27 protein-coding genes are annotated in these 24,171 nt (G+C 51.0%); 4 read left to right on the top strand and 23 right to left on the bottom strand.

Annotated features, from left to right (window positions below; all coding sequences use genetic code 11):
* Positions 1-167: 167 nt before the first annotated feature.
* The 5 genes from MKX42_RS15930 to MKX42_RS15910 all read right to left on the bottom strand — a co-directional run bounded on the left by MKX42_RS15930 (position 168) and on the right by MKX42_RS15910 (position 3,024).
* On the bottom strand, positions 168-590 hold the full coding sequence (locus tag MKX42_RS15930; protein WP_340753332.1) for a FixH family protein: 423 nt from the start codon (positions 588-590) through the stop codon (positions 168-170).
* Positions 591-892: 302 nt separating this feature from the next.
* Positions 893-1,678 (bottom strand): HAD family hydrolase, encoded by a 786-nt coding sequence (locus MKX42_RS15925; protein ID WP_340753331.1) that lies wholly within the window; start codon positions 1,676-1,678, stop codon positions 893-895.
* 35 nt (positions 1,679-1,713) lie between these two features.
* Positions 1,714-2,241, bottom strand: coding sequence for a hypothetical protein (locus MKX42_RS15920; RefSeq protein WP_036695464.1), 528 nt, complete (start codon positions 2,239-2,241; stop codon positions 1,714-1,716).
* Between the two features lie 47 nt (positions 2,242-2,288).
* Entirely contained in the window at positions 2,289-2,498 is a 210-nt protein-coding gene (locus MKX42_RS15915) for a DUF896 domain-containing protein (protein WP_036695465.1), read from the bottom strand.
* Positions 2,499-2,607: 109 nt separating this feature from the next.
* On the bottom strand, positions 2,608-3,024 hold the full coding sequence (locus MKX42_RS15910; protein ID WP_340753330.1) for a LysM peptidoglycan-binding domain-containing protein: 417 nt from the start codon (positions 3,022-3,024) through the stop codon (positions 2,608-2,610).
* Between the two features lie 197 nt (positions 3,025-3,221).
* Here MKX42_RS15910 and lexA point away from each other — a divergent pair, with 197 nt between their 5' ends.
* Together lexA and MKX42_RS15900 are read left to right on the top strand one after the other, a co-directional pair.
* Entirely contained in the window at positions 3,222-3,848 is a 627-nt protein-coding gene (lexA, locus tag MKX42_RS15905) for a transcriptional repressor LexA (RefSeq protein ID WP_340753329.1), read from the top strand.
* A gap of 183 nt (positions 3,849-4,031) precedes the next feature.
* Positions 4,032-4,370: a L,D-transpeptidase gene (locus MKX42_RS15900; protein WP_340753328.1), complete on the top strand. Its 339-nt coding sequence runs from the start codon at positions 4,032-4,034 to the stop codon at positions 4,368-4,370.
* 79 nt (positions 4,371-4,449) lie between these two features.
* On the opposite strand, the gene MKX42_RS15895 is transcribed toward MKX42_RS15900, so the two are convergent.
* The 4 genes from MKX42_RS15895 to MKX42_RS15880 form a co-directional block, all read right to left on the bottom strand.
* The gene (locus MKX42_RS15895) at positions 4,450-4,668 is read right to left on the bottom strand and encodes a hypothetical protein (protein ID WP_036695468.1); all 219 of its coding nucleotides are present in this window, start codon (positions 4,666-4,668) and stop codon (positions 4,450-4,452) included.
* A gap of 111 nt (positions 4,669-4,779) precedes the next feature.
* Positions 4,780-5,001, bottom strand: coding sequence for a hypothetical protein (locus MKX42_RS15890; RefSeq protein WP_036695469.1), 222 nt, complete (start codon positions 4,999-5,001; stop codon positions 4,780-4,782).
* Between the two features lie 91 nt (positions 5,002-5,092).
* On the bottom strand, positions 5,093-5,452 hold the full coding sequence (locus MKX42_RS15885; RefSeq protein WP_340753327.1) for a DUF4359 domain-containing protein: 360 nt from the start codon (positions 5,450-5,452) through the stop codon (positions 5,093-5,095).
* 15 nt (positions 5,453-5,467) lie between these two features.
* Positions 5,468-5,737 carry a hypothetical protein gene (locus MKX42_RS15880; protein WP_340753326.1) on the bottom strand — a complete coding sequence of 90 codons (270 nt, stop codon included), beginning with the start codon at positions 5,735-5,737 and terminating at the stop codon, positions 5,468-5,470.
* Positions 5,738-5,933: 196 nt separating this feature from the next.
* Here MKX42_RS15880 and MKX42_RS15875 point away from each other — a divergent pair, with 196 nt between their 5' ends.
* Positions 5,934-6,059, top strand: coding sequence for a hypothetical protein (locus MKX42_RS15875; protein ID WP_340753325.1), 126 nt, complete (start codon positions 5,934-5,936; stop codon positions 6,057-6,059).
* Positions 6,060-6,492: 433 nt separating this feature from the next.
* On the opposite strand, the gene MKX42_RS15870 is transcribed toward MKX42_RS15875, so the two are convergent.
* On the bottom strand, positions 6,493-6,726 hold the full coding sequence (locus MKX42_RS15870) for a hypothetical protein (protein ID WP_340753324.1): 234 nt from the start codon (positions 6,724-6,726) through the stop codon (positions 6,493-6,495).
* A 246-nt stretch (positions 6,727-6,972) separates the two neighbouring features.
* On the opposite strand from MKX42_RS15870, the gene MKX42_RS15865 reads away from it, so the two are divergent.
* Positions 6,973-7,227, top strand: a complete 255-nt coding sequence (locus tag MKX42_RS15865; RefSeq protein WP_340753323.1) for a hypothetical protein — start codon at positions 6,973-6,975, stop codon at positions 7,225-7,227.
* Between the two features lie 2,137 nt (positions 7,228-9,364).
* Here the strand turns inward: MKX42_RS15865 and glnA are convergent.
* The 13 genes from glnA to mutL form a co-directional block, all read right to left on the bottom strand.
* Positions 9,365-10,693 carry a type I glutamate--ammonia ligase gene (gene glnA / locus MKX42_RS15860; protein WP_340753322.1) on the bottom strand — a complete coding sequence of 443 codons (1,329 nt, stop codon included), beginning with the start codon at positions 10,691-10,693 and terminating at the stop codon, positions 9,365-9,367.
* Positions 10,694-10,722: 29 nt separating this feature from the next.
* A complete protein-coding gene (locus tag MKX42_RS15855; RefSeq protein ID WP_019910684.1) occupies positions 10,723-11,133 on the bottom strand; it encodes a MerR family transcriptional regulator in 411 nt (136 codons plus the stop codon).
* Between the two features lie 276 nt (positions 11,134-11,409).
* Complete coding sequence (locus MKX42_RS15850; protein WP_340753321.1) at positions 11,410-11,943, bottom strand: AAA family ATPase; 534 nt, start codon at positions 11,941-11,943, stop codon at positions 11,410-11,412.
* A 28-nt stretch (positions 11,944-11,971) separates the two neighbouring features.
* The gene (locus MKX42_RS15845; RefSeq protein WP_340753320.1) at positions 11,972-13,225 is read right to left on the bottom strand and encodes a methionine gamma-lyase family protein; all 1,254 of its coding nucleotides are present in this window, start codon (positions 13,223-13,225) and stop codon (positions 11,972-11,974) included.
* A 174-nt stretch (positions 13,226-13,399) separates the two neighbouring features.
* Complete coding sequence (gene hflX, locus MKX42_RS15840) at positions 13,400-14,689, bottom strand: GTPase HflX (RefSeq protein ID WP_340753319.1); 1,290 nt, start codon at positions 14,687-14,689, stop codon at positions 13,400-13,402.
* 32 nt (positions 14,690-14,721) lie between these two features.
* Entirely contained in the window at positions 14,722-15,696 is a 975-nt protein-coding gene (locus MKX42_RS15835; RefSeq protein WP_340753318.1) for an AAA family ATPase, read from the bottom strand.
* Positions 15,697-15,786: 90 nt separating this feature from the next.
* Positions 15,787-16,443 carry a YdcF family protein gene (locus MKX42_RS15830; protein WP_340753317.1) on the bottom strand — a complete coding sequence of 219 codons (657 nt, stop codon included), beginning with the start codon at positions 16,441-16,443 and terminating at the stop codon, positions 15,787-15,789.
* Positions 16,444-16,446: 3 nt separating this feature from the next.
* The gene (locus MKX42_RS15825) at positions 16,447-17,001 is read right to left on the bottom strand and encodes a DUF402 domain-containing protein (protein WP_076079356.1); all 555 of its coding nucleotides are present in this window, start codon (positions 16,999-17,001) and stop codon (positions 16,447-16,449) included.
* Between the two features lie 158 nt (positions 17,002-17,159).
* Positions 17,160-19,811, bottom strand: a complete 2,652-nt coding sequence (locus tag MKX42_RS15820) for a transglycosylase domain-containing protein (protein WP_340753316.1) — start codon at positions 19,809-19,811, stop codon at positions 17,160-17,162.
* 139 nt (positions 19,812-19,950) lie between these two features.
* A complete protein-coding gene (gene hfq / locus MKX42_RS15815) occupies positions 19,951-20,190 on the bottom strand; it encodes an RNA chaperone Hfq (RefSeq protein ID WP_036695479.1) in 240 nt (79 codons plus the stop codon).
* A 19-nt stretch (positions 20,191-20,209) separates the two neighbouring features.
* Positions 20,210-21,190, bottom strand: a complete 981-nt coding sequence (gene miaA / locus MKX42_RS15810) for a tRNA (adenosine(37)-N6)-dimethylallyltransferase MiaA (RefSeq protein ID WP_340753315.1) — start codon at positions 21,188-21,190, stop codon at positions 20,210-20,212.
* Positions 21,180-21,959, bottom strand: a complete 780-nt coding sequence (locus MKX42_RS15805) for a class I SAM-dependent methyltransferase (RefSeq protein ID WP_036724621.1) — start codon at positions 21,957-21,959, stop codon at positions 21,180-21,182. Before MKX42_RS15805 ends, miaA begins: the two co-directional genes overlap by 11 nt.
* A 41-nt stretch (positions 21,960-22,000) precedes the next feature.
* Positions 22,001-24,100, bottom strand: a complete 2,100-nt coding sequence (gene mutL, locus MKX42_RS15800) for a DNA mismatch repair endonuclease MutL (RefSeq protein WP_340753314.1) — start codon at positions 24,098-24,100, stop codon at positions 22,001-22,003.
* Positions 24,101-24,171 lie beyond the last annotated feature (71 nt).

Here is a 24,171-nt window from a genome sequence, read left to right as displayed (position 1 = left end):
CTCCATCCAGTATCAATATGCGCTGCTGCAAGCTCTCAGCAAGTGTGTATTTGGCCACTTTCCATCCCCCCAGTGAAACATTAGAGTAATTTTAGCAGAATAAAGGGATTTCGGAAAGCCTTCCTTTCCACCCTGCATTATTTGTATTTCCATTGATTTCATTTCTATTACGGCGCTACCACAAGTTTCTTGCTTGGCATGGAATGCTGCGTCCGGGCAGTCACATGTGAAGTGATACTGAATTCGCCCGCCTCTTCAAAGGTATGTTCCCCGACATAAGCCCCTTCTCCGGTACTTTCACCCTTGATTTCAACCTTCTTGCTCTTATCTGCGGCCTCGTTGACCTCAAACATTACTTCTCTGGCGTCATCCACCGGTTCACCGTCCTGTGTCACCACAGCCTTGAAGCTAACTGCCGTCCCTGCGGTTACTTCCTCCGGGGTCCAGCTCAGCTCAACCTTAATCGGTGACATGGAGGAATTGGCCGCAGCATGCATCTGCATCTCATTTTCCTTATTCCCTGAACATCCGGCTAGCGTCATCCCCATCACAATGCATATAAGTCCCCTGCGTATCCTTGGCTTCATCATCCGAAGTCCTCCCGGTTCATAGGTAGATTCTTCTTCATCCACGAACATACCAATTCTATATTACAATGAAAGTCAGATCGCTACTCTCCTTATTATACACATTTTATTCAATTTGCCTTAAAGAAGCTGCATGATTCACTCCAGAACATGAGAATAGTCATATCATTGATTCAAGTATTTTGTTGTTCCCAAATTCGCCTCCGCCACTTTTCCCTATACAGTATATTTTCAAGTTCAAACAATATAGCAGATATAAAAAAGCCAATATCCACTAAATAGGATACTGGCTTCATAAAATTCAATTATAGGGAGTTTACCAGCGGCAGAAGCTCGGAGAGATGGCTGATCTGGTAATCCGGCGTAATCTCCGGGTCCGATGCTTTCGCATTTCGGTTGATCCAGACTGTGGTCAGTCCGGCAGACAAGCCGCCAAGAATATCTGTCGTAAGCTTATCGCCCACCATTATCCCTTGCTCTGGAGTAATATCCAGCAATCCGAGCGCATGCTCGAAGATTCCCTTGTCCGGCTTGCCTTTGCCGAAGCTTCCTGAAATCACAACATGGTCAAAATACGGGGTAAGCTCCGGCACACCGTCCAGCTTCTCCTGCTGAAGTGCCGGGCAGCCGTTCGTAAGCAGCAGCAGCGTCACCTTACCGCGCAGCTCGTCCAGCACCTGAAGCGTCTCTTCATAGATATAGGGACGGCTGCGGCGCTCAGCGGCGAAGTTGTCGGCCAACTGTGCAGCAAGCGCTTCATCCTCTACCCCGAGTGAAGCGAGGCCGCGGCGCCAGGATTCCTTACGGTAGACGGGGGCAAGCTGCTCCAATTGACGGAACTCCGGCTGTTCACCGGCAGTGAAGTTTGCCCATAGCGCTTCATACGGGTTAATACCGATTAGCTTCGTGAACGGATACGTCTCATAGGATTCATAGAGTGCACGGGCTTCTCTGCGTACAGCAGCTTCCAGATCCCCGGGATCAATGGAATCTCCAGCCCCCTCACAAGCATAGCGGAAGGCTTCTTCTACACTGCGGTCATCCCACAGCAGGGTATCATCAAGGTCAAATAGTACGGCGGTAATCGGCATTTGTTCTCCCACTCCCTATATGCTGGTATGTCTTCTTATTCGTGCACTAGTTCAATATTGTTGTTCTTGGCGAACTGCTCCAGACGTTCCCCCATCGCTGCGGTGTCATAACGGTTAATCAGCTTGGAGAAAATCCACTGCTTGCGCTTACCCTTATACTTAATGGTAACTACACTGCGCGATAAGGTGATCTTCTCAATATCCGCCGCAGCCAGGAAGCGTTCGCGGTTGTATTTAATAGTAGAGATACGCGCACGCTCAACCTTAAGGAACGGACGGCGGAAGAACAGCAGCGCAGCGAGCAGGAAATACAGCACTACCCCCAGCCAGTTGGCCAGAATCCCGCTTCCTTTGGCTTCATCAATCGAGCCGACCACCCAGAACATGATGCCAAGCAGCATCAGTACAACGGGGAATACAATATTGCGGCCTTTGAAAATATCGATGCTTTTCGCGGCAGTCTTAGTGCTGGAAGTGTAAATGGAATCCTTCCCCTGCTTCTTTCGTTGCTGATTAATTTGCTTCGTGTTGCGTTGAACCATTCTTTCCCAAGAACGGGCCATGTAAGTTCCCCCTAGTCATCCTGTATTATCTATGAAAAGGCAACAGGCTAATGCTTAAGTCCGTTATTGCCTTCTTCATGCTCCGGATTGTCCACAATTTCGATAGTATCAAGCTGGGCCCGAAAGTTAGTGCGGATATTCCCCAGGTAAATCTCGCGGAGCTTGGCACGTTCAGCCAGTTCCTCTTCATTCAGGCCGCCGTTCTTAGCTTTGCGTGCCAATTCATTGATGCGTGCGACCAATTCGTCAATATTCAATACGTTTCCCTCCCTCTAAATTCATTTTAACTTTGCCATGAGAAAAAGAGCTTGTCAAGGTCTACCCCCTGAAAGCTCTCACAGTCGATCATTAGTCTGACACATTCCTTCAGTATAAAGGTAAAGTCAGAATATCTCCGGCCTTAATGACGCTGTTCTCCAAATGATTCGTCTTCATTATTCCTTCTATATATACGGCTGTCTTCATGTCCTCAGGCTTGTTACTTAACGCAATGCTCCATAAGGTATCTCCACGCTCGACTACGATCCGCTTATCCGGCTTCATTGAAGAGACCGAACCGGCAAAAACATTCCCCACCACAGTGAATCCCGAAATAACAAGCATCAGCACCAGGAGCAGCTTCATCAGGCTGACCTGACGGAATAGCGATGAGAGCGCAGCGAGACTATGAAGAATTGCGTCCTTGATCTTGGTTACATTACTATTAGCAGTTGGATTGCCGGTAGCAGACACCTTGATATCCTCATTATTGTAGATGCTGTTGTATGTACTATACTTTAACATGATCATCATCCTCCAAACACTTGTTCTCGCTTTCGAAAATAATATAACACGAACATGTGTTTCGATCAATAGTTTTCTCGGAACGTTTGTTCTCTATTTTTCCGTTCTCATATTTTCCTCATTTTAGAACTTATGTTTGTACGAACGGAAGTTCTATGTTATAATTTTCCCAAACATAGTATATGGGGTTGATTCCGATGTCAAAGATTTCTAGTCGTCAGCTGGCGATCCTGGAATTTATACGTAATGAAGTCCGCAGCAAGGGTTATCCTCCGTCCGTCCGCGAGATTGGCGAGGCTGTCGGCCTGGCCTCCAGTTCTACCGTGCATGGTCACTTGGACCGGCTAGAGAAGAAGGGCCTGATCCGGCGTGACCCAACGAAGCCGCGTGCCATTGAATTACTCGGCCAGGAAGATTCAGAGAATGTGCATCAATTCGTCCAGACCGTTACCCGCATCCCGGTAGTGGGTAAGGTTACAGCTGGTGTTCCTATTACTGCAACAGAGAATATTGAGGATTACTTCCCATTGCCTGCTCATTATGTAGGCGATAACAAGGTATTTATGCTATCTGTCCTTGGTGATAGTATGGTGGATGCCGGAATTATGAACGGGGATTATGTCATCGTACGCCAGCAGCAGACTGCCGACAATGGCGATATTGTTGTAGCGATGACCGATGAAGATGAAGCAACTGTCAAGACCTTCTACAAGGAACGGGATCATATCAGGCTGCAACCGGAGAATCCGGCGTACGAGCCTCTCCGCCTTAACCGCGTTACGATTTTGGGACGGGTCATCGGATTATTCCGCGATATCCACTAATCTACTCCCCGCTTAAGAACAGGCTGCTCCGCACCATGCGAAGCAGCCTGTTTTCTGTTCATTTCGTATAGTCGCCAAAAAGCCCAACGCAAACATTTGTTCGTAATTGGATTTTTAGCCACTTTTCTGTGAACCGCTGCACCGCTCCGCACATATCCTGATTACAAAGGAGTGCTGATCTGTATGCCCAATTACCGAATTATCGTCGATCTGTCACAGCGCATGCTGTACCTGCTGGATAATGACGTTGTCACCAGAGGCTTCCCTGTCGGCATCGGTAAAATGTTAACCGTCTCGCCTGTAGGCGAATACACCATCATTAACAAGCAGCCCAATCCGGGCGGTCCATTCGGTGCCTTCTGGATGGGGCTATCTAAGCCGCATTATGGCATCCACGGAACCAATAACCCATCCTCCATCGGCCATATGGTCTCGCACGGCTGTATACGCATGTATAACGCAGATGTTCTGGCTCTGGCCGCCCTCGTTCCCATAGGTACCCGTGTCACCATCCGGGAATAGGAACGTCACAAAAACCCTTGAGACGCCAGATTGCGCCCCAAGGGTTCCTGTTACTCCTATGAATTAGAGCGGATACAGACTATAGCACACTTCTCAACAGACGGATAGCCACCGTATTCAAACGGATGGCCTCGCGGATCGATTCTCTGGCTGCCAGCAGCTCTCTTCTGGCCCGCGAACCTCTAGGCACTCTGCGCAGATTCTCATTGATTTCTTCCAGTCTCTCCAGCAGGACAGCCCGCTGTGTAAGCAGGACATTAATGGCTCTGCGAATCCGGTTACGTTCTCTTTGGCTCATCTTTACACCTCTTTTACACTTGGATAGTATAAGAGATGCCAAGAATGGCTCCAAAGATTGTGTGATTCGGCAGTAATGTTAGAGCCGCAGGTAGCGGGTAGCGAATTATGCTCACTTCTTGTTCAATCGTACCCGGAATTCAAATTCATCGCGTCTATAAGTCATTCCGGCCAGCACTATGTACTCCGGTGTCCATTTCTGTACAGGTCCGGCATAATCAGCAATCACATGCGGTTTGCCATCAACCAGCTGAACGACGTAGACCTGTACCTGTGCCAGTGCGGCAGCGAATAGATCAGCATCACTGGACAGTACTTTATAAGCCGTATTCAACTTCGTTCCTCCTTGTTCCACAACCATATTAAAGATTCCGTCTCGAATCTATTCAATTATACCGGGTTATGGAACAATATGTAAACCATATTTACAGCTTAATGAACATGATTTTAAACAATCCGATATACTTCTTCGTGGCCCCGCCATCCCCGGTAAAAAAATTGGTATTCTTAAGGTCCGGTACACTGAATACCGAGAACAAAATGTAGTTATCCCTCTTGGTCAATGACTCAATTACAGGCTGGGCCACCAGTTTGCTAATTCCGTCGCCTATTTCCTGATCAAGCGTATTCTCCAGATTCTTCATAAAATACTCACTGAATGCTTCCTTCCCCGGATTCGTAACAGCCATCACAACCAGAACAAGGATAAGGACCAGTAACGACTTACCGCCCGATCTCCTGCGGACTCTGCGTGCAGGACTTGGCGTATCATAACGCGAATTCATTCTTTTCCCCCTCAACTACAGAATATACAGCATCTCTTGCAACAAGAACCCCAGCGGATTCAACATCAGCCGGCACACGAACAGCATCCCACCTGTAATTCCACTGCCCCCGACATCAACGCTGCTCCAATCCCACAACGGGAGAGCCGGCGCATCCAGCCCATATTGCTCCATAAGCCTCGCTTGGGTCTCCGCTGGCAAAGCCGCTCCTTCCGCCCCAGCCACCGGACCTATCAACGCCAGGGCGAGCATCAGCGAAAGCATCACCTTATATGTATTCTTCATGATCCACTCCCATGTCTGCCACTAGAATTCTCTTCTGGTTAAGTATATAGGAGATGGAATAGTATGTAAAATAAAGTGGATTGATCTGGAATTATAATTCCTTTATATTATTATGTAAGGGCTTTGCTCAGTCTTCATTTTCAGTCTCTCCCCCACACGAAAAATCGGGAGAGTTTTTTATTTAGGAGGTAAATGTATGAATGGAAATAAAGTTATCATCATTCTTCTGTCCATATCCATACTGGGTGTACTCCTTTACTTCGGAATAGCTTATGGACTGCTATGGTACGCCTTCCGGTCCTCGGTTCACATTGAAGAATAATCTAAGAACATCGGGGGATCATTGTGAAGAAATATAACAGATCTGAAAAAGTCATTATTGGAGTGCTTCTTGGCATGACTGCTGTGCTATTTTTGGGAAGTCTGTTCTTTTGGTATGTCTTCAGCACAATATAAAATGGTAGCCAAGGAGAACTTGCGATTCCCTCTGGCTACTTCTTCTCTCCGGTCTTCCCTTCATAAACCCAATTGGTAGCTTGATAGATCCCACCATGATGTTGTTGAGGCTGTAGTGGAAGTTCTCACTAGCAAACTTTACCTCGGCATGTGTCGCCCAATTCACTTTTAGATCAATCATGTTCGAATTCCTCTCCGCAGTGCAAACAAATTACCAGCTTTAAACTCAACACGCCAAAATCGCTTGATCTTCGGGAGTCCAGGTGTAAAAGTTTGGAATACGGATGTCACCAAAGCAATTATTCCAGGGCGACTTCATCAAATCCTGAGAGAGAAGTGTTTACCCCATCCTGCTGCAACTCAATAAGAATATGAGCAAGGGCATCTGAATTCCATCGGCCAGATACTATGTTCAAGGCAATGTTCAGCAACCGCTCTGGGTTCAGTTTGATTACCGACATTACCAGTTCTGAGTAGTCCTGCTCGTTGAGCATCAAGCTTTTACCGCTGATGACCGAGTCTGCCCGTTCCACACGATTGGATCAAATATAACCGAACTCATCCTGGCTGCGGCGAAGCTTTTCATACTCAGGATTTTCAGGTTGAAGACGGCTCGCGGATTGTCAGCAGTTGCATTGAACGGTTCAATTGGTATGATTCTAATATCCACAAGGACCCTCTTCGAATTGTTTTTTTGTGACAACATTATGAAATCCTGATAATCAAATAAGTTTTTGATCATTATATATTCGATTTCAAAATAGAAAGGAGAACGAGCAATGCGTGAGATATCAATTCCTGAGCATTATGAAGTAAGATTTCACAATGGACATTTTGATTTGGGGGAACATGAAGAGGCTCATATTGGTTTTTATGAAGAACCTATGCAGACAATAAGTGGAGAGCCACCTCAAGGACAAGTCCCTCACGGTTATCACTGGATTTCAATCCCAGGACATTTTGATCAACACGGTAATCATGATCATTTTGAGCCTGCTCATTGGGCTGTCCACGAACATCACCACGGCCACTGAATCTACTATTATTAGTACACGAAGGGGTTGTCCCAAACGTATACTAGCAGAGACAGGCCTCTATCTTCAAAAGCTTAAAATACAAAAAAGCAGCGATTCCCGTTATTGGGAATTCGCTGCTCTGCGTTTTTGGTCATTTGCAGCTTGTATCGAAAGCGAGAGCCAACTGACCTCCTGCGTCACTTTTTCAATACCGCGAATTAGAAAATGTCGGAAGTTCCGTTTGTTCTTCAGTTGTCCAAATACGCTTTCTGGCTCCGTCATTCAGCGAACGGCTAAGTGGTATCACTCCTCACTTTGCAACATCTCCCGATCCTGCTTTTGGAACCGCAATCGTTCCGAGCTAACCACAAATTACCAATTTTCACTTGCCTTCGCGCAGCTTTCTCTTTGCAGACATCCTTCGCAGTTCTGGCTTCGATAATGACACTTCCGAATTTCGTATCCGCTTTCTAACAAATCCATGCTATCTCTTTGAGGAAATACAGCATTCGTCCTTCTAGGCATGTCCAGCGATCCTCGGCTTCATCGTAAGTCCAGTTCTCGATCCTCCCGCATTCACTTACCAGGCTTTACTCTTTTCCTTGTGGTAGCTGCCGTAGCCTTACTACTTATTTGAGTAGGATTCACTTTTGAAGGGTCTAAATTGCTCAAAAGTTACAAAAAAACAACCCCCAGGTTTAAGCCAAGCTTAGGGTGTCCGCGGTATTATAAAATTAATTATTGTTTTAATTGTTTTCAATACGAATTGCATGCCTTTTGTTAAATTTGGATTTTCCTTTATAGTATTTGTTTTGTTCTTCATTCCCTGAAATGAATTCATCATGCCTCCGTTGTAGTTCATTCACTACTGCTCAAAGTCCTCCAAAGCATCGTCTAGGGTGTCCTGTAGTAGCCCTACATACTCAAAGTCATCTTTTACTCCGAATGATTGAAGTGACCCAATAGTAACGCTATGTCCTTCGTTTACAGGTGCAATCTGCAGCAGAATGTCTTTCTCATAGAGTGAATACCGACCTCTTCAAGATCAAGCTCTGCAGAATTCGAATTTTTATTCCCCCGCAGAAAGCGTAAAAGAGGTAAAGCATATCCCATTTCGCCAAATATGACATACAAAATTACAAGAAGTGAAGCAGCGACTGTCTTATATCCCTTACGCATGTATTCCACAGCATCTTTATACCGGTACTTTCGCTCTCTAATGAATAGAAGCTGCACTATCATCTGTTCAGGTGGATCTACCACATTATTCGCCGTATGCTGTACAGCGTCTGTGACTCGTTTATAGAACATGTAATTAAGATGCCTGTCTCTTTGGCTATGAGTACATTAGCTGGCAGATTGGAAATGTGGTTGCTTGTGCCGAGGCGTCAGCGCTTATAAAGAATTGAACCTGATAGGCCTTCGTTATATCTGCAAGATCATTCTTGGGGGGGGAATTAGTATAGAGTGGATTTCATACGGAGTAACTACGGATAATTGCGATTTGGTTATGCTGTAGGCTTCCATACCTCGCCGCTTGAATTCCTCTGGATCTTTGTCAATCAGATCGTAATCATCAACTGGCTGTATATTATCTTTTATCATCATTGTTATTCGCATCCTTCACTTCAACCTTTGGAACATAAATACATGCCCATGAATATAAAATAATTGTGTTTTATTTTAAGGAAACGAGGAGAATCTCCATGGTATATTACCATTATCATAATTATCATCGCCCTGTAAACTTTCCTGAGATTGTCGGTCAAATTTAAACTTTGAAATCAGACTTAGATGTAGCCGACATGATTACTCTCCCAAAAGGTCAGATTATTTTTATTCATGATATCGTTTGGAATAACGAAGGAATACCATATGTTGCCATAGTATCAGCTTTCGATTTGGGGGATGAAAATCAATGTCGACTTGGCAAATTTTCTATACCAGAGTCCTCGTTTTCGTCTTAATTTGCATATGTTTAACATATCGATCGTCTCAGTCATAGGGTCTGCTCCCTTATAAATTATGCTGCATATGCACCAACCGAAAGTTTGTGGGCATTTTGTGGGCACTATTAATTTTTTGCCCCTACTGTCCACGCCGACCACACACAAAAAAAGCCCCCAGCGCGAATAGCGCCGGGGGCTGCTGTATCCTAGTAAAGCGTCATGTACTGATCTCTTTCCCACTCGTGGACCTGGGTGCGGTAGATATCCCATTCGATTTCCTTCAGCTCGTAGAAGTGGGCCAGGGCGTGTTCGCCGAGGGCTTCTGTGATCACGTGGCTGCGGATCATTTCGTTCAGGGCTTCCTTCAGATCGGCCGGCAGACTTGGGATGCCTTCTTCAATCCGCTCTTCTTCAGACATCACATAGATGTTACGGTCGATAGGAGCCGGAAGATCGAGCTGACGCTTGATTCCATCCAGACCTGCCTTCAGCATAACAGCGAGTGCAAGGTAAGGGTTAGCCGCAGGGTCCGGGTTACGAACCTCAACGCGTGTACTAAGTCCTCTCGAAGCCGGAATACGGATCATCGGGCTGCGGTTACTTGCAGACCAAGCTACATAACAAGGTGCTTCATAACCAGGCACCAGACGTTTGTAAGAGTTGACAGTCGGGTTAGTGATGGCTGCAAAAGCACGTGCGTGCTTCAGAATCCCCGCCATGTAATAACGGGCTGTCTTGCTAAGGCCCAGCTTATCGCTCTCATCGTAGAACATATTCTCTTTCCCTTTGAACAGGGATTGGTGAGCGTGCATACCAGATCCGTTCATACCGAACAGCGGCTTAGGCATAAAGGTTGCATGCAGGCCGTGATGGCGGGCTACCGTCTTCACGACAAGCTTGAAGGTCTGAATCTGATCCGCTGCCTTGATGGCATCGGCATATTTGAAGTCAATTTCATGCTGGCCGGAAGCCACTTCGTGGTGGGAGGCTTCAATTTCAAAGCCCATCTCTTCCAGTGTCAATACGATTTCGCGGCGGCAGTTCTCCCCAAGATCCATTGGCGCCAGATCGAAATATCCACCCTGGTCATTCAGCTCTGTAGTCGGATCGCCCTTCTCGTCTGTTCTGAACAGGAAGAATTCCGGCTCCGGTCCAACATTCATAGCTGTAAAGCCCATTTCTTCCGCTTCCTGCAGACAACGCTTGAGGATACCACGCGGGTCTCCGGCAAACGGTGTGCCATCCGGCATGTACACATCACAAATCAGACGTGCCACACGGCTGTCAGTCACCCAAGGGAAGATAACCCAGGTGCTCAGGTCCGGATACAGATACATGTCGGATTCTTCAATCCGCACATAACCTTCGATGGACGAGCCATCGAACATCATTTTATTGTCGAGTGCTTTTTCAAGCTGGCTTACCGGAATCTCTACATTCTTGATCGTTCCCAGCAAATCGGTGAATTGCAGGCGAATAAACCGGACGTTCTCGTCCTTGGAAATGCGCAGAATATCCTCTTTAGTAAAGCTCACGTTACCCTCTCCCTTTCAACAGCTCTATATTATTTATTAAAAAACCGGGATAGCTCACCTTGGATCAGAGACACTTGTCCCGGTCTTTTACCGGAAACCAGCTCCTGCTTCAGCAGACGGTGAAGCTGCGAATCAGACAACTCTCTACGTCTCACCTCTGTGTCAGGGGTAATAACCGTAGCTTCTTCAGATTCCTTCGAGACAGGATTCATCACCTGCTTAATGCCGGCAATATTCACACCCTTCTCAATCAACGCCTTGATCTCAAGCAGACGTTCCACATCATTAAAAGAGAACAAACGCTGGTTGCCGGAGGTACGCGCAGGTACGATCAGGCTGTGCTGCTCATAATAACGAATTTGTCTGGCGGATAGATCAGTTAACTTCATTACGATTCCAATAGGAAATAATGCCATATTTCTGCGGATTTCATCACCCATGACTCATCCAACCTTCCAATGATCTTTTTCTCATCTCATTGTACATTTCCTTATATGGCGTGTCAATGGTATGTGAGTTTTTCTCACAAGATTTCTTTCACCTATTGTGAGATTAAGAGATCAAAGTGTCCGATGCATGGGATTTGGTTCCCCGAAGTATATCACAAAGAGCAATCCGCAGGCAAAACCCGCCCACATAACAGGGCTTTAGTTCCGATGACGAAACAGGTGCTTTGCGGGGGCCTTAAAAGCTTACTGTACATGCTTCATGGCATGTCATGCTTCAACGATCCATTCCCCTTCTCCAGCCGGAGTCTCGAATCCGTTCAGGAAACGGGTCAGAATCTCCTCGGTAATGGTGAATGCCGCATTGGCATCCATCCGCTCGCTCCTCAGCAGGAGCCGGTGCCGTAACTCTTCAGGCTGTACCTTGAGGAAGATCACAGCCCATTTCCCGCCATGGTCTTCGATCAGCTGCTTGTAATCATCCCGGCGCTGCCGCTGCCAGAAGCTGAAATCCACCACCACATGACGCTTCGCCTGAACCAGCTGCACCAGCTCATTGCGCAGCTTGCGTTCCGATTGTTCCTTCAAGGATTCATACTCTTCCTCAGGATAATCTATCCCGAAGCGGCCATGTGTACTCCAGATATCCTCATCGATGGACAGCCGGACGAACCCCTTCTGCTCCAGCTTAAGCGCAAACGTCGTTTTGCCCGAACCCGCTACTCCGCACATCAGGACGACCAGCGGAGCCATGTCCGCACTCCTTTTCTGCAACAATCCTCCGATAGCTTCTGCTTCGTTCATCAGCCTCTGCCTCCTATATATTAGAGAATTATAACAGCTTGCGCTCCCTCATACTCTGCAGGGCCATTAATACCCCGTATTTGACATGAGAATAGGTTAATCCGCCTTGCATATATCCTATATACGGTGCGCGGATTGGCGCATCTGCCGACAGCTCCAGGCTTCCGCCCTGGATGAACGTCCCCGCCGCCATGATGACCGGATGCTCATACCCCGGCATATCCCAAGGCTCAGGCACGACATGGCTGTCTACCGCTGCTGCGCGCTGGATGCCTTGCACGAAGGCAATCAGATGCTCAGGTCCGTCAAAAGCCACCGCCTGGATCAGATCCGTACGCGGCTCATGCCAGGCAGGCTTGGTCGTGAAGCCGCAGCGCTGGAACACGGCGGAAGCGAAAATACTGCCCTTCACAGCCTGTCCCACCGTATGCGGGGCCATGAATAGACCTTGATACAGGCCGCGCGTCGTGCCCAGCATCGCCCCTACCTCACCACCGATTCCTGGTGCTGTCAGGCGGTAAGCCGCCAGCTCCACCAGATCTGCGCGGCCGCAGATATAACCGCCGGTCTCAGCGATTCCGCCGCCGGGATTCTTGATCAGCGAACCGGCGACCAGATCAGCGCCTACCTGCGGCGGCTCCAGCGTCTCGGTGAACTCACCGTAGCAATTATCCACGAATACGATAACATCCGGCTTAATGGCTTTTACCCGCGCTGCCATCTCTCCAATCTCTGCGACCGTGAAGGACGAACGCCAGTCATAGCCGCGCGAACGCTGGATTCCGATCACCTTGGTCTTGTCATTTATCGCTAAGGCGACCTCCTCCCAGTCAACCTTCCCCTCTTCTGTCAGCGCTGTCTCCCGGTAGCCGATGCCGAAATCGGCCAGAGAGCCTGTCCCGTCTCCTGGCTTCCCAACTACCTTATGCAGCGTATCATAGGGACGTCCTGTAATGTACAGAAGCTCATCTCCGGGCCGCAGCACACCAAACAGAGCGGTAGATATGGTATGAGTTCCTGAAGCGAAATGCGGCCGGACTAGCGCCGCTTCCGCACCGAATACTTCGGCATAGACCAGATCCAGCACCTCGCGCCCCCGGTCGTTGTAAGCATATCCGGTAGAACCCGCGAAGTGAAAATCACTCACATGCTGGCGCTGAAAGGCTTCGATCACCTTCCACTGATTATGATCCACAATCCGGTCCAGCGCCTTGACCGCACCCTCGATTTCTAGCTCTGCAGCTTCCGCCGCTTGTAATAAATCCTCTGCAAATCCTGCCATGTCCCCTTCATCTCTCCTAACATTCTGTATAATGATCTCCTGCTTATGCATCAGGCACAACCCGCACAGCAAAGCCTGCCTGGATCAATCTCCAAAGCAGACTGTTGCAATGCGTTGATATAGATGCTTCCTCTCTAACCAGCCAAGTCAGCTTCAAACAGTTCAGATGAGCAATTATTGCGGCTCCACGAATTCAGCCAGCTTATAGCTCCATTTATCGTAATCCTCTTTGTTCAACCGCACGTTATAGAGTACATCGCTGCCGTCATAATCCTGTTCAAGCACCTCGCCCACCCGGTAGAGCAGTGAGGACAGATCCCCCCGGTCTCCGGGAATGCGGAAGATAAGAGTATCCCCGGCAAGCTGGTCGCTGATGATCTCCGTGATCCGTGAGAGGTCGTCCTCATTAAAAGCACTGATCTTCAGGAAGCCCTCACCGGTCGGGAGCATCTCCAGCTGCTCCGGCTGACACAGATCGATTTTGTTGAACAATACGATCTGCGGCTTGCCTGCCGCGCCCAGATCCTGCAGAATCGTCTGCACGACCTCCATCTGCTCTTCACGCATCGGAGAAGAGGAATCCACCACATGCAGCACCAGATTGGCTTCATTGACTTCCTCCAGCGTAGCGCGGAAGGAGGCTACTAGATCATGCGGCAGATTCTGAATGAAGCCGACGGTGTCCGTAAGCACGACCTCCTTGCTGCCCGGAAGCTGAAGCACACGCGAAGTCGGGTCAAGGGTAGCGAACAATTGGTTCTCGATGTACACATCGGCATCGGTCAGCTGCTTCAGCAGCGTGGATTTGCCCGCGTTGGTATAGCCTACCAGTGCCACCTGAACCGCACCGCTCTTGCGGCGGTGTTCACGGTGCAGCTCACGGGTCTTGACCACCTCATCCAGCTGGCGCTTCAGCTCTGTAATCCGCTCACGGATATGCCGGCGGTCCGTCTCCAGCTTGCTCTCTCCGGGACCTCTCGTACCGATTCCGCCACCCTGACGCGACAGATTCTTGCCTTGTCCGGACAGGCGCGGCAGCAGATAAGACAGCTGGGCCAGCTCTACCTGGATGATCCCTTCACGGGTCTTCGCGCGTCCGGCGAAGATATCGAGAATCAGCTGTGTGCGGTCAATAATTTTGAGATCCAGCGCCTCTTCCAGATTACGCACCTGCGCCCCGGACAGCTCCTGATCGAAGATCGCGGTATTCGCGCCAAGCCCGTCAGCGGCCATCCGAAGCTCTTCCACCTTACCTTTACCGATAAACCACCTGGAATCCGGGGTCTCCTTATTCTGCCGCAATACATCCAGCACCTCTACCCCGGCGGTCTCTGCTAATTGTACAAGCTCCTGGAGCGAGAGCTCAGGGTCGATCCCGGTGCGTTTGATCTTGTCAGTCACCAGACTGACAAGAATCGCCCGGTCCTGCACTTCTGTCTCTGTGTCATGTGTTGTAGTTGCCATTCATTCCATGCTCCTCATCTATTCTTCCTGGACTATCCTTTGAAATCCTCGGTCCGCAGCGTCATCAGCTCCTGCTTGCCCGGACTTGTACTCTCATACTGGTTCAAGAGCCGCACAGCCTGTGCGCGTACCGCCTTCTCAATACTGTTGCGTACATACCTTGCATTGCTGAAAGCATGCAGACTCTCTGTCTTCTCCATAAGCAAATGCTGCTTGAGTCTGAGTATGGCCTGCGGCATCAAAATATAATCACGGTCCTTGGCCATCAGCTCGGCAATCTGCAGCAGCTGGTCGATGGTATAATCGGGAAATTCAACCTGGATCGGAAACCGCGAGGGCAGACCCGGATTGCTCATCAGAAAATAGTCAATCTCGCCGGAATACCCGGCCAGAATCAGGACAAACTGGCTGCGGTGGTCCTCCATCGATTTGACCAGCGTGTCGATGGCCTCCTTGCCGAAATCCTTGTCTCCGCCGCGGGCCAGACTGTATGCTTCATCGATGAAGAGGATACCGCCGAGCGCTTTTTTCACCAGATCCCGCGTCTTCTGGGCAGTATGTCCGATATATTCGCCTACCAGATCTGCGCGCTCTACTTCAATCAGATGCCCTTTGCTGAGCACACCCATCCGCTGGAACAGCTTCGCCACAATCCGTGCAACCGTAGTTTTGCCAGTCCCCGGATTGCCCTTGAATACCATATGGTAGGCCTGGCCTCCGGTGGCAAGTCCGGCTTCACTGCGCATCTGGGCCACCTGCAGCAGGGCATAGATCTCGAAGACCAGCTCTTTGATGTTATCCAGACCTACAAGTGCATCCAGCTCCCGGCTCAGCTCCTGGAACAGTCCGCTATGGCTGCCGGGCTTGGGAGCTGCCGGGCCGCCTGCGCTATCAGCCGGCAAGCCGGACACCGGGGCCGGAGCCTGATTATTCAGCACAATGTTAATCTGCCTGGACGGTCTGCGTTCTTCCCGTCCGCTGCTTGCCGCCGCTACATGTCCGTTCACCTAGTTCACCTCATTATACAGGTCTGACTTGCTCTAACCAGTCTATTCCAGTATAAAAGGCGTTATTAGCAGTTTTGGAAATTAGCAGATTTACAGCGACAGCTCCTGCAATTTCCATTTGGTGTAGGCCAGAATCTCGCGGGACTTATACTTAAGCATCGACATCACTTTAGACTCCGTGACGCCAAGCTCCGGGTTCTTATACCCCAGCTTACGCGCAGTCTCCAAGGCGCGGCGGCCATGAAAATCATGGGTAATCACGACAGCTGAAGACAATCCCTCCTGCTGCATGACTGTCTTGCTGAACAGCAGGTTCTCGTAAGTGCTGGTAGACTGGTCCTCCAGATAGATCACCTTGTCAGGTACTCCATGGGCAACCAGATACCTCTGCATGCCTTCGGCTTCCGTGTACTTATACTCCGGCTGATCCAGCCCTCCAGAGACAACAAAATGGCTGAATGCACCAGACTTATACAGCTCAAGCGCATAATCCAGCCGTTCCTTCAGCCCGGGGCTCGGTTCATCGCCCCACATCGACATCCCCAGAATAACTCCGGCGTCCGCCTTCACCATGGGCGAGGTGGTTGCTGCACTGTTAATTCTGTTAAAGACTACTCCGCACCAGATGAATCCGGCCACAATCAGTACCAGCAGCGAGACCATCAGCACCCTCTTCGTGCGGTGGCGGCGCTTGCGCGACACTTTGCGGATCGGGGATGAACCCCGTTGGTAGACATACCAATCCATGATCTACTTCCTCCTAAATTCTCCGTGATGAAACAATTCGGCACGATGCTTCAGTGAAAGGGAGAAATACGGAAAGGCATGAGCGTCTATCGCACGCAGAATTGCATTGGCTGTTGACCAGGCTAACTGATAATCACTGTCCGTGATATCTTCCCGCTCCAGCGCTTCCTCCAGCTCATCCTCATCCAGCAGAAATACTTCACCATTCCACAGCACTACAACATCCAGATACAGATCGTCGAACCAGGGAACCCCTTGATCGGTCACGCCCTGGACCTTGCAGGTGTCAATGTACCACTGCACAATATTTTGCCGTTCATCAAACATGGCCGTCACAATATAGTGGCTGTCCTTGGGAAAATACTGCAGCCATGAATATCCCTTGTCCGCAATGCGGTATGTATGCCTGCCGTAACTCTTCCATAGCGGCTCCTTCAGCCCGTATATAGTGTAGAGTGTGATATAACCGCTGAACTCCCGGGTCTCCACATAGCGGCAGGCAAAATGGCGGCGGGTAATCCTGCGCCAGTTGGCCCGGTCTCCGAATTTACGTTTCATATGAATAACCCTCTTCTGATAATGGTGCATTCAGCTTAACACATTTTGCAGAGACACTCAAAACAAGAAAACCCCGACATCCGGCAATTCTGCATCGTGCAGAGCTCCCGGAGCTGTCAGGGTGATCGTTAATGCTATGAATTTGACTTCATGTTATTCTAATGCACATTGCCGGGGCCTTCAACAAAACCGCTGCCCGGATCACTTGCCGGATCGGTTCCGGCATTCGGGTCAGGGATGATTCCGGGATCGACCGTACCGGTTGTCGCCTCCGGTGCAGGTGTCGGTAATGGCTCTGGTGTGGCAGGCGGCGGTGTCATCTCAGGCGGGGATGTGGCTGCTCCGTTACCGCCGTCCCCCCCTTGACCGTTGCCGTGATTGCCAGGACCATGATTGCCGGGTCCATTATTACCGGAACCGTTATTACCCGGTCCATTATCTGGCGGATTGCCGCCATTCTCTCCATTTCCGGAATTGCCGCCGTTATCGGGGTTATCCGTAGGCATATTCGGGTCAGGCGTTACCTCTGGCTCAGGGGTCTGAAGCTCATCCTGAACGGACACAGTTACAGTCTCGGACGGTTCGCTCTCCTGATCAAGCTCCTGATAATATGCAGTCACATAATATTCATAAGACAATCCCGGCATCGCACTGATGTCCCCGATATTCGAGGCCATGGTGTTCATAATCGATGTGAAATCCGTCTCAGAGGTCTCACGGCGGTAAATACGGTATTCCACCCCGCTGGCCGCAGCAGGATTCCAGCTCATATTCACCGTCATCGTAGATGGATCATATGCAGCCTGGAAGCCCGTTACCGCCGATACCGCTTCGGGTGTTGGTGTAGCCTCTACCTCTACAGCAGCGCCCTTCGGTACCGGGAACTGCTTGGCAGGTACACCTTCGAGCGCCTTCTCCATGACCTTGCCCCAGAAGGCAGCGGCCAGCGGACTGCTGTTCTTCAGCAGGTGGGTCTTGCTCGGCTTGTCGTAGCCCATCCATACCGCAGCCGTCCATTCCGGCGTATAGCCGACGAACCAGACATCACGGTTCGAGCTGAGGCCCTTATATCCACTCTGCGTCGTACCGGTCTTACCAGCTACCGGACGGTTGATTTTCGCTTTTTTACCTGTACCGTCCTGTACAACACGCTGCATCATCTCAGTCATCTGATAAGCAGTCTGCTCACTCATCACGCGTTCCGGCTTGGTGTTCGCCTTGTAGACAGTCTTGTCGTCTTTGTCGTTAATCGACTTGATGGCATATGCCTCCCGCAGCTCACCGCCGTTAGCGAAGGCGCTGTAAGCCTGGGCCATCTCCATTGTGTTCGTTCCTTCACTCATTCCGCCGAGGGCGAGCGACAGGTTCTTATCTTCATCCTTCAGGTTGATCCCCAGCTTCTTGGCGAACTGGAAGCCGGTATTCACACCGATCTCATTGAGCAGCCAGACCGCCGGAATATTCTCCGACTTCGTCAGTGCATCGCTCATACTGATCGACTTCGAGTACCCGTGCAGGTTGTTCGGGCAATAATTGCCGAAGCACTGCTTTTCATTGCTCAGCATGGAATCATTCGTGAATTTGCCGGATTCCAGTGCCGGTGCATAGGATACCAGGGGCTTGAAGGCAGAACCCGGTGAGCGGCGGCTGCCGTCAATCCGGCTGTAGCCTTTTTTCTCATAATTGCGTCCGCCCATCAAGGCTACGATACTGCCGTTCTCCTGATTCATAATGGTCATCGAGCCTTGTACCAGCTCATCGTCCACACTTTTCTCAAAGTTATCACTGTCGGCAAAAGCATCCTCGATCGTCTCCTGGGCATGCTTATCCATAGTTGTATAAATCTTATACCCGCCGATGTTGAGATCATCCTCGGTCAGCCCGAATTTGTCCTCAGCCTCACCAATCGCATAATCGATGAATGCCTGGTAACGCTGCTTCTTCTCAGGCGGCTTGTAGTTATAATCCTCCGCCTTCGCCTCGTCCATCTGCTCTTTGGTAATCAGCTTCTGCTCATACATGAGTTGAAGCACTACGCCGCGGCGTTCCTTGGACAGCTCGGGGTTACGAAGCGGATTATAGCGGGATGGCCCTTTGGGCATTGCAGCCAGGGTCGCTATTTGCCACAGCTCAAGTTTATTCAGATTGCTTTGGCCAAAATAACGGATCGATGCTGCCTTGATCCCGTAAGTGGTTCCGCCGAACGGAATCCGGTTCAGGTACATCGTGATAATCTCTTCTTTGGATTCTTTCTTCTCCAGTGCCACGGCAATGGATACCTCAGTCGCCTTGCGGAAGAAGGTCTTGTCACGGGTGAGGAAGATATTCTTCGCCAGCTGCTGCGTGATCGTACTCCCGCCTTCCACCATACTCCGGGCCGCAATATCCTTGATCGCCGCACGTCCGATGGACCAGAGGTCTACCCCGTTATGGTCGAAGAAGCGTCTATCTTCGGTGGCCACGAATGCGTCAATCAGCATCTTCGGAAGATCCTCATATTCCACCGGGTCACTCTTCTCCAGCGACAGCTCGCCGATCAGATTGGCATTCCGGTCAAAAATCTGCGTCGGCGGGTTCACCGTCAGCTTATCCCTGTTCTCCTCCAGCAGCTTCTGGCCGTTCAGCATGATGAACAAGTAACCGCCCAGCGCACAAAAAATAGCCAGCGCAACTGAAAAAAATAAACTCCACAGCACACGTTTTTTGGTTAAGAATCTTTTCTTTTTTTTCTTCGGCTTCCCTTGGGAGCTAGACGGCTGACTTCCTCTGTTTCTATTGCCGCCACTCCGGGTTAGTTGGTCTCTGGACATGCTGCCTCCTGACTCCCTTAACGGAAAAAACATAAATGATGTTCACGAATGAAAAGAACAACCTTCTCAGGTTGCTCTCTCGCACTCTCTATTCAAACGATTTATAAACAAAAAGGTTTCGCTTCAAAACAGTAAAATCTTAATTCTCGTTATTGTTGTCCTGCATCAGTGATACGCTTCGCTGCGGCGTAAACGTGGAGATCGCATGCTTGTACACCATCTGCTGGCGCCCGTCACTGTCGATGACAATGGTGAAGTTGTCGAACGCTTTGATAATTCCCCGGATTTGAAAGCCGTTGGTCAAATATACTGTAGCAGGGATATTCTCTTTGCGCAGCTGGTTCAAGAACGTATCTTGAATGTTAATGGACTTGTTCATATGACGTACCCCCAATGGTTCAATTAGATTGTTCAGAAGTATATTCAAGACCTGTAAGAAACTTTCCTGCTATTATACCATTTAATTTTGCAAAATTCTCAGAAAAGTTTTGGCTCTCCAGGACGTCAATCCACTGAATCTCCTTCATGTGGCGAAACCATGACAACTGCCGCTTGGCAAACCGGCGGGTATCACGCTTCAGCAGCACCACGGCTTCCTCAAGCGTCATCTCCCCCTCCAGGTAGGCGGCAATTTCCTTGTAGCCCAGACCCTGCATAGACACAAGACTCCTGCCGTAGCCTTGATCCAGCAGCCGCTGCACCTCAGGCACGAGGCCATCCGCCAGCATCTGATCGATTCGCTCTTCAATACGTTTATATAGTATTTTCCGGTCCATTGTCAAACCGATCAGGCATAATTCATAGGGAGACTCCTTGTTCTGGCCGGCCAGCGAGTCGGATAACGGGACGTTCGTCTGGTGAAAAATCTCCAGCGCGCGGATGATCCGCCTGCGGTCATTGGGATGCAGCCGCTCCGCACTGGCCGGGTCTACCGCTGCCAGACGGGCATGCAGGGCATCAGCTCCATGCTCCTCGGCGTAGGCCTCCTGCTGCTCGCGGAAAGCCTCGTCAGCCACCGCTTCGGAGAAGCGGAAGCCGTAGCATAACGACTCAATATACAGTCCAGTACCGCCCACAATAAAAGGCAGCTTGCCCCTCGCGCTGATCTCCTCAATGAGCCGTGCTCCCTGCTCCTGGAATTCAGCCGTGGAATAGGCATCCTGCGGATCATGAATATCAATCAGATGATGGGGAATGCCCTTCATCTCGGCAGGCGTGATCTTGGCCGTACCGATATCCATCCCGCGGTAGACCTGCATCGAATCCCCGGAGATGATCTCGGCTCCGTGAGCCTCGGCCAGCTCCAGACTCAGTCTGGTCTTGCCGACCGCTGTCGGACCCAGCAGTACAAGCACTTTGCGTTTCTTCTTAGTTGTCAATGGTAATCACCCCGTACGATGTTTTGGCATTGGCCCGCAGCAGCTCCTTGAAGCCCAGCCGGGTGAACTCTCCGCTCAGCGCCTTCTCCTTCAGCAGCACCGTCTTGCGCGCAACCCTGGTTGCCTCAGCCACGCTATCAGCTGACAATGCAGCAGGATTCGCGAATTGCCGCAGCGGCGAGATCGCCGCCGAATCCGTCAGCGGCACCCGGAACATCGGGTCGAAGTATACGATGTCGATGCTCTTGTCGGGCTGGGCCCGCAAATATTCCAGATGGTCCCCGTGCTGCACATCAATACGGCGCAGCGCCTCGTTCACCTTCAGCTGGCCGGACACATACCCGCTCATCCCTTCCAGCAGGAGAGCATACAACGGCAGCGAGCTCTCCAGTGCCGTCACCTTGGAGGTCTCCCCTCCGGTGACTGCGAACAGCAGCGAATCCGCTCCGAGTCCGGCCGTGCAGTCCAGCACGCTGTCGCCGGGGAGCATGCCTGCGGCATCGATCATAGGGTCCGGCTCGCCTCTTAAGATTCTTTTGGCGCGGACAAACCCCATGCTGGGATGGAATTCCATCGGCGGCATTCCCGGCGTAATCAGCCGGACGGCCTCCTGCAGAACCACCAGAATCTGTTCGTCCCCGTAATGCTCCACCAGCTTGCCCATCGAGAATTTCGCTCTCGGAGCATAGGCGCAGCCTGTGCGGTCCGCAAGCTCCCGGGCCCGGGCCACCACTTGCGGTATCGGGTCAAAGCCCGTCGTTATAATCATGTTGCCTCCGTTCTGCACTCTATAAATGTACAATATAGCCACTACATAACGCGCTTAAACAGCTTCTCCAGATCATAGGCCGAGAACGACACAACGATCGGGCGTCCATGCGGGCAGGTATATGGCTGACGGCAGGCCGCGAGCCTGGTGAGGAGCGATTCCACTTCCAGCTCTGTAAGCTTCTGGTTGGCTTTGATCGAAGCCTTGCAGGAGCAGAGAATGGAGGATTTCTCGCGCAGCTTGGCGAGGTCAATCGACCTTTCGCTCAGCACCCACTCTGCCATCTCTTCAATTACCGCCTTTTCGTCCCCTTCCGGGAACCAGTACGGCAGAGAACGGACCAGGAAGGTCTGCCCGCCAAAATGCTCAAGCACAACCCCCGCCTGCTCGAACCAGTGCAGCCGTTCGCTAAGCTGCCTGCTCTCCGAAGGCGTGAACTCCAGCGTAATCGGCAGCAAAAGCTCCTGTGAGGCATCTTCAGGCTTGCCGAATTTCTCATAATAAAATTCATAATTCACCCGCTCATGTGCAGCGTGCTGGTCAATCAAATACAGCCCGCTGTCATTCTGGGCGATAATATAGGTTCCGTGATGCTGGCCGATATAATTCAGCTCGGGAAACTGTGGAAGACCAGTGCCGGTCTGCTCAACAGGTGCGTACAGCTCCCCGGCTGCCTGCTGCTGCCCCCGGCCAGCCATAGCTGCCTGGGGGCGGTAGCTGTCGCGAGGGCCGGAGGACGGCTGGCGGTATGAACCCTGGATGGCGTTCCCGCCGCTGTATGCAGCGGCCGTCTCTCTGGCCTGCTGCTCCTGTGCATTGCTGCCGCTATAAGGCTGGGCATTCCCGGATGCTTGGGAAGCCGCATAAGGGCCTGCGGCTGGAGTTGCAGCGTCCGTTGATGGACCAGCGCTGCCAGAGAATGGAGCGCCGCTCCGTCCGCTGGAAGGCAGCTGGTTGCCCGCTGCGATGCCAGCATCCCCAGGCATTCCCTGGCCGTAGCTGCGCGGATCTGCTGACATATCCGCACCGCCCGCTTCCGTGCCTTGCTGGATATTGCCCGGAGCTGCGCCTTTGGAGAAGGCGAATTGCTCCTGAATGAAGGAGCTGCTGTTCTTGCCGCCGATGATCTCCTTGGTGGGGCGCGGAATCAGGCTCTGGCCCATCAGCAGCGAGCGGAGCTGCTGTTCTATGAACCCGTACAGCTCGGGTTCCTTGCTGAAGCGCACTTCAAGCTTGGCGGGATGCACGTTGACATCCACGAGTGACGGGTGCATCTCCAGCTTCAGGACCAGCAGCGGATAACGGTTAATCGGCAGCAGCGTATGGTAAGCGCGCATGATGGCCGCGTTCAGCCCGTTGCTGCGGATGTAACGTCCCCCGACCAGCGTCGTCACCGCATTGCGGTTCGAGCGTGTCCACTCGGGACGGCTGATATAGCCGGAGATCCGGAAGTCCGGATCTTCCGCCGACACAGGGAGCATGGCCTTAGCCGCTGAGGTGCCGTATACAGCAGCAATCACCTGCAGCAGGTCTCCGTTGCCCAGCGTATGCAGCAATTGATTGCTGTTATGCTGGAGGGTGAAGGAGATATCCGGGTGGGCCAGCGCCATCCGGTACATGGCATCCGAGATATGGCCCAGCTCGGTCTGGATGCTCTTCATATACTTCAGGCGGGCAGGCGTATTATAGAACAGCTCCCGCACGGTGAGATCACTGCCTTTGCCGGAAGCTGCATCTTCATTACGGATCAGCCTGCCGCCCTCGATGTCCAGCACCCGTCCCTTCCCGTCGTCTCCGCTTGCGGTCAGCAGGGTCAGCTTCGATACCGCTGCAATACTCGCCAGAGCTTCTCCACGGAAGCCGAGACTGGTGATCAGGAAGAGATCACGGCCGCTGGCAATTTTGCTGGTCGCATGGCGGTAGAAGGCGGTCTCGCAGTCCTCCGGCTCGATCCCCGAGCCGTTATCCTTCACCCGGATGCTCTGCAGTCCCCCCTCTTCCACAGAGACTTCAATACGGGTGCTGCCCGCATCGATCGCGTTCTCGACCAGCTCCTTCACCACAGAAGCAGGACGCTCGACAACCTCCCCGGCAGCAATCTGGTTGGCAATATGCTCATCCAGCACATGAATTTTAGCCATATTCGTTCACCCCGCATTGATTTATGGTATAGATCAAATTGAACATTAACGGACTGTAAAAGCCTTATTCG

This window comes from Paenibacillus sp. FSL R7-0204, assembly GCF_038002225.1.
Lineage (GTDB): Bacteria > Bacillota > Bacilli > Paenibacillales > Paenibacillaceae > Paenibacillus_AQ.
This window is presented reverse-complemented; position numbering and strand designations above follow the sequence as displayed.

Excerpts from the sequence above, each read along its gene's own strand:
- lexA (WP_340753329.1), top strand. The coding sequence starts at position 3,222 with ATGTCAAAGATTTCTAGTCGTCAGCTGGCGATCCTGGAATTTATACGT.
- MKX42_RS15830 (WP_340753317.1), bottom strand. The coding sequence starts at position 16,443 with ATGGATTGGTATGTCTACCAACGGGGTTCATCCCCGATCCGCAAAGTG.
- MKX42_RS15865 (WP_340753323.1), top strand. The coding sequence starts at position 6,973 with ATGCGTGAGATATCAATTCCTGAGCATTATGAAGTAAGATTTCACAAT.
- MKX42_RS15820 (WP_340753316.1), bottom strand. The coding sequence starts at position 19,811 with ATGTCCAGAGACCAACTAACCCGGAGTGGCGGCAATAGAAACAGAGGA.
- MKX42_RS15930 (WP_340753332.1), bottom strand. The coding sequence starts at position 590 with ATGATGAAGCCAAGGATACGCAGGGGACTTATATGCATTGTGATGGGG.
- MKX42_RS15910 (WP_340753330.1), bottom strand. The coding sequence starts at position 3,024 with ATGTTAAAGTATAGTACATACAACAGCATCTACAATAATGAGGATATC.
- MKX42_RS15845 (WP_340753320.1), bottom strand. The coding sequence starts at position 13,225 with ATGGCAGGATTTGCAGAGGATTTATTACAAGCGGCGGAAGCTGCAGAG.
- MKX42_RS15900 (WP_340753328.1), top strand. The coding sequence starts at position 4,032 with ATGCCCAATTACCGAATTATCGTCGATCTGTCACAGCGCATGCTGTAC.
- hflX (WP_340753319.1), bottom strand. The coding sequence starts at position 14,689 with ATGGCAACTACAACACATGACACAGAGACAGAAGTGCAGGACCGGGCG.
- hfq (WP_036695479.1), bottom strand. The coding sequence starts at position 20,190 with ATGAACAAGTCCATTAACATTCAAGATACGTTCTTGAACCAGCTGCGC.
- MKX42_RS15825 (WP_076079356.1), bottom strand. The coding sequence starts at position 17,001 with ATGAAACGTAAATTCGGAGACCGGGCCAACTGGCGCAGGATTACCCGC.
- MKX42_RS15895 (WP_036695468.1), bottom strand. The coding sequence starts at position 4,668 with ATGAGCCAAAGAGAACGTAACCGGATTCGCAGAGCCATTAATGTCCTG.
- MKX42_RS15850 (WP_340753321.1), bottom strand. The coding sequence starts at position 11,943 with ATGAACGAAGCAGAAGCTATCGGAGGATTGTTGCAGAAAAGGAGTGCG.
- MKX42_RS15875 (WP_340753325.1), top strand. The coding sequence starts at position 5,934 with ATGAATGGAAATAAAGTTATCATCATTCTTCTGTCCATATCCATACTG.
- MKX42_RS15925 (WP_340753331.1), bottom strand. The coding sequence starts at position 1,678 with ATGCCGATTACCGCCGTACTATTTGACCTTGATGATACCCTGCTGTGG.
- MKX42_RS15855 (WP_019910684.1), bottom strand. The coding sequence starts at position 11,133 with ATGGGTGATGAAATCCGCAGAAATATGGCATTATTTCCTATTGGAATC.
- MKX42_RS15880 (WP_340753326.1), bottom strand. The coding sequence starts at position 5,737 with ATGAAGAATACATATAAGGTGATGCTTTCGCTGATGCTCGCCCTGGCG.
- MKX42_RS15805 (WP_036724621.1), bottom strand. The coding sequence starts at position 21,959 with ATGATTATAACGACGGGCTTTGACCCGATACCGCAAGTGGTGGCCCGG.
- MKX42_RS15885 (WP_340753327.1), bottom strand. The coding sequence starts at position 5,452 with ATGAATTCGCGTTATGATACGCCAAGTCCTGCACGCAGAGTCCGCAGG.
- MKX42_RS15920 (WP_036695464.1), bottom strand. The coding sequence starts at position 2,241 with ATGGCCCGTTCTTGGGAAAGAATGGTTCAACGCAACACGAAGCAAATT.
- mutL (WP_340753314.1), bottom strand. The coding sequence starts at position 24,100 with ATGGCTAAAATTCATGTGCTGGATGAGCATATTGCCAACCAGATTGCT.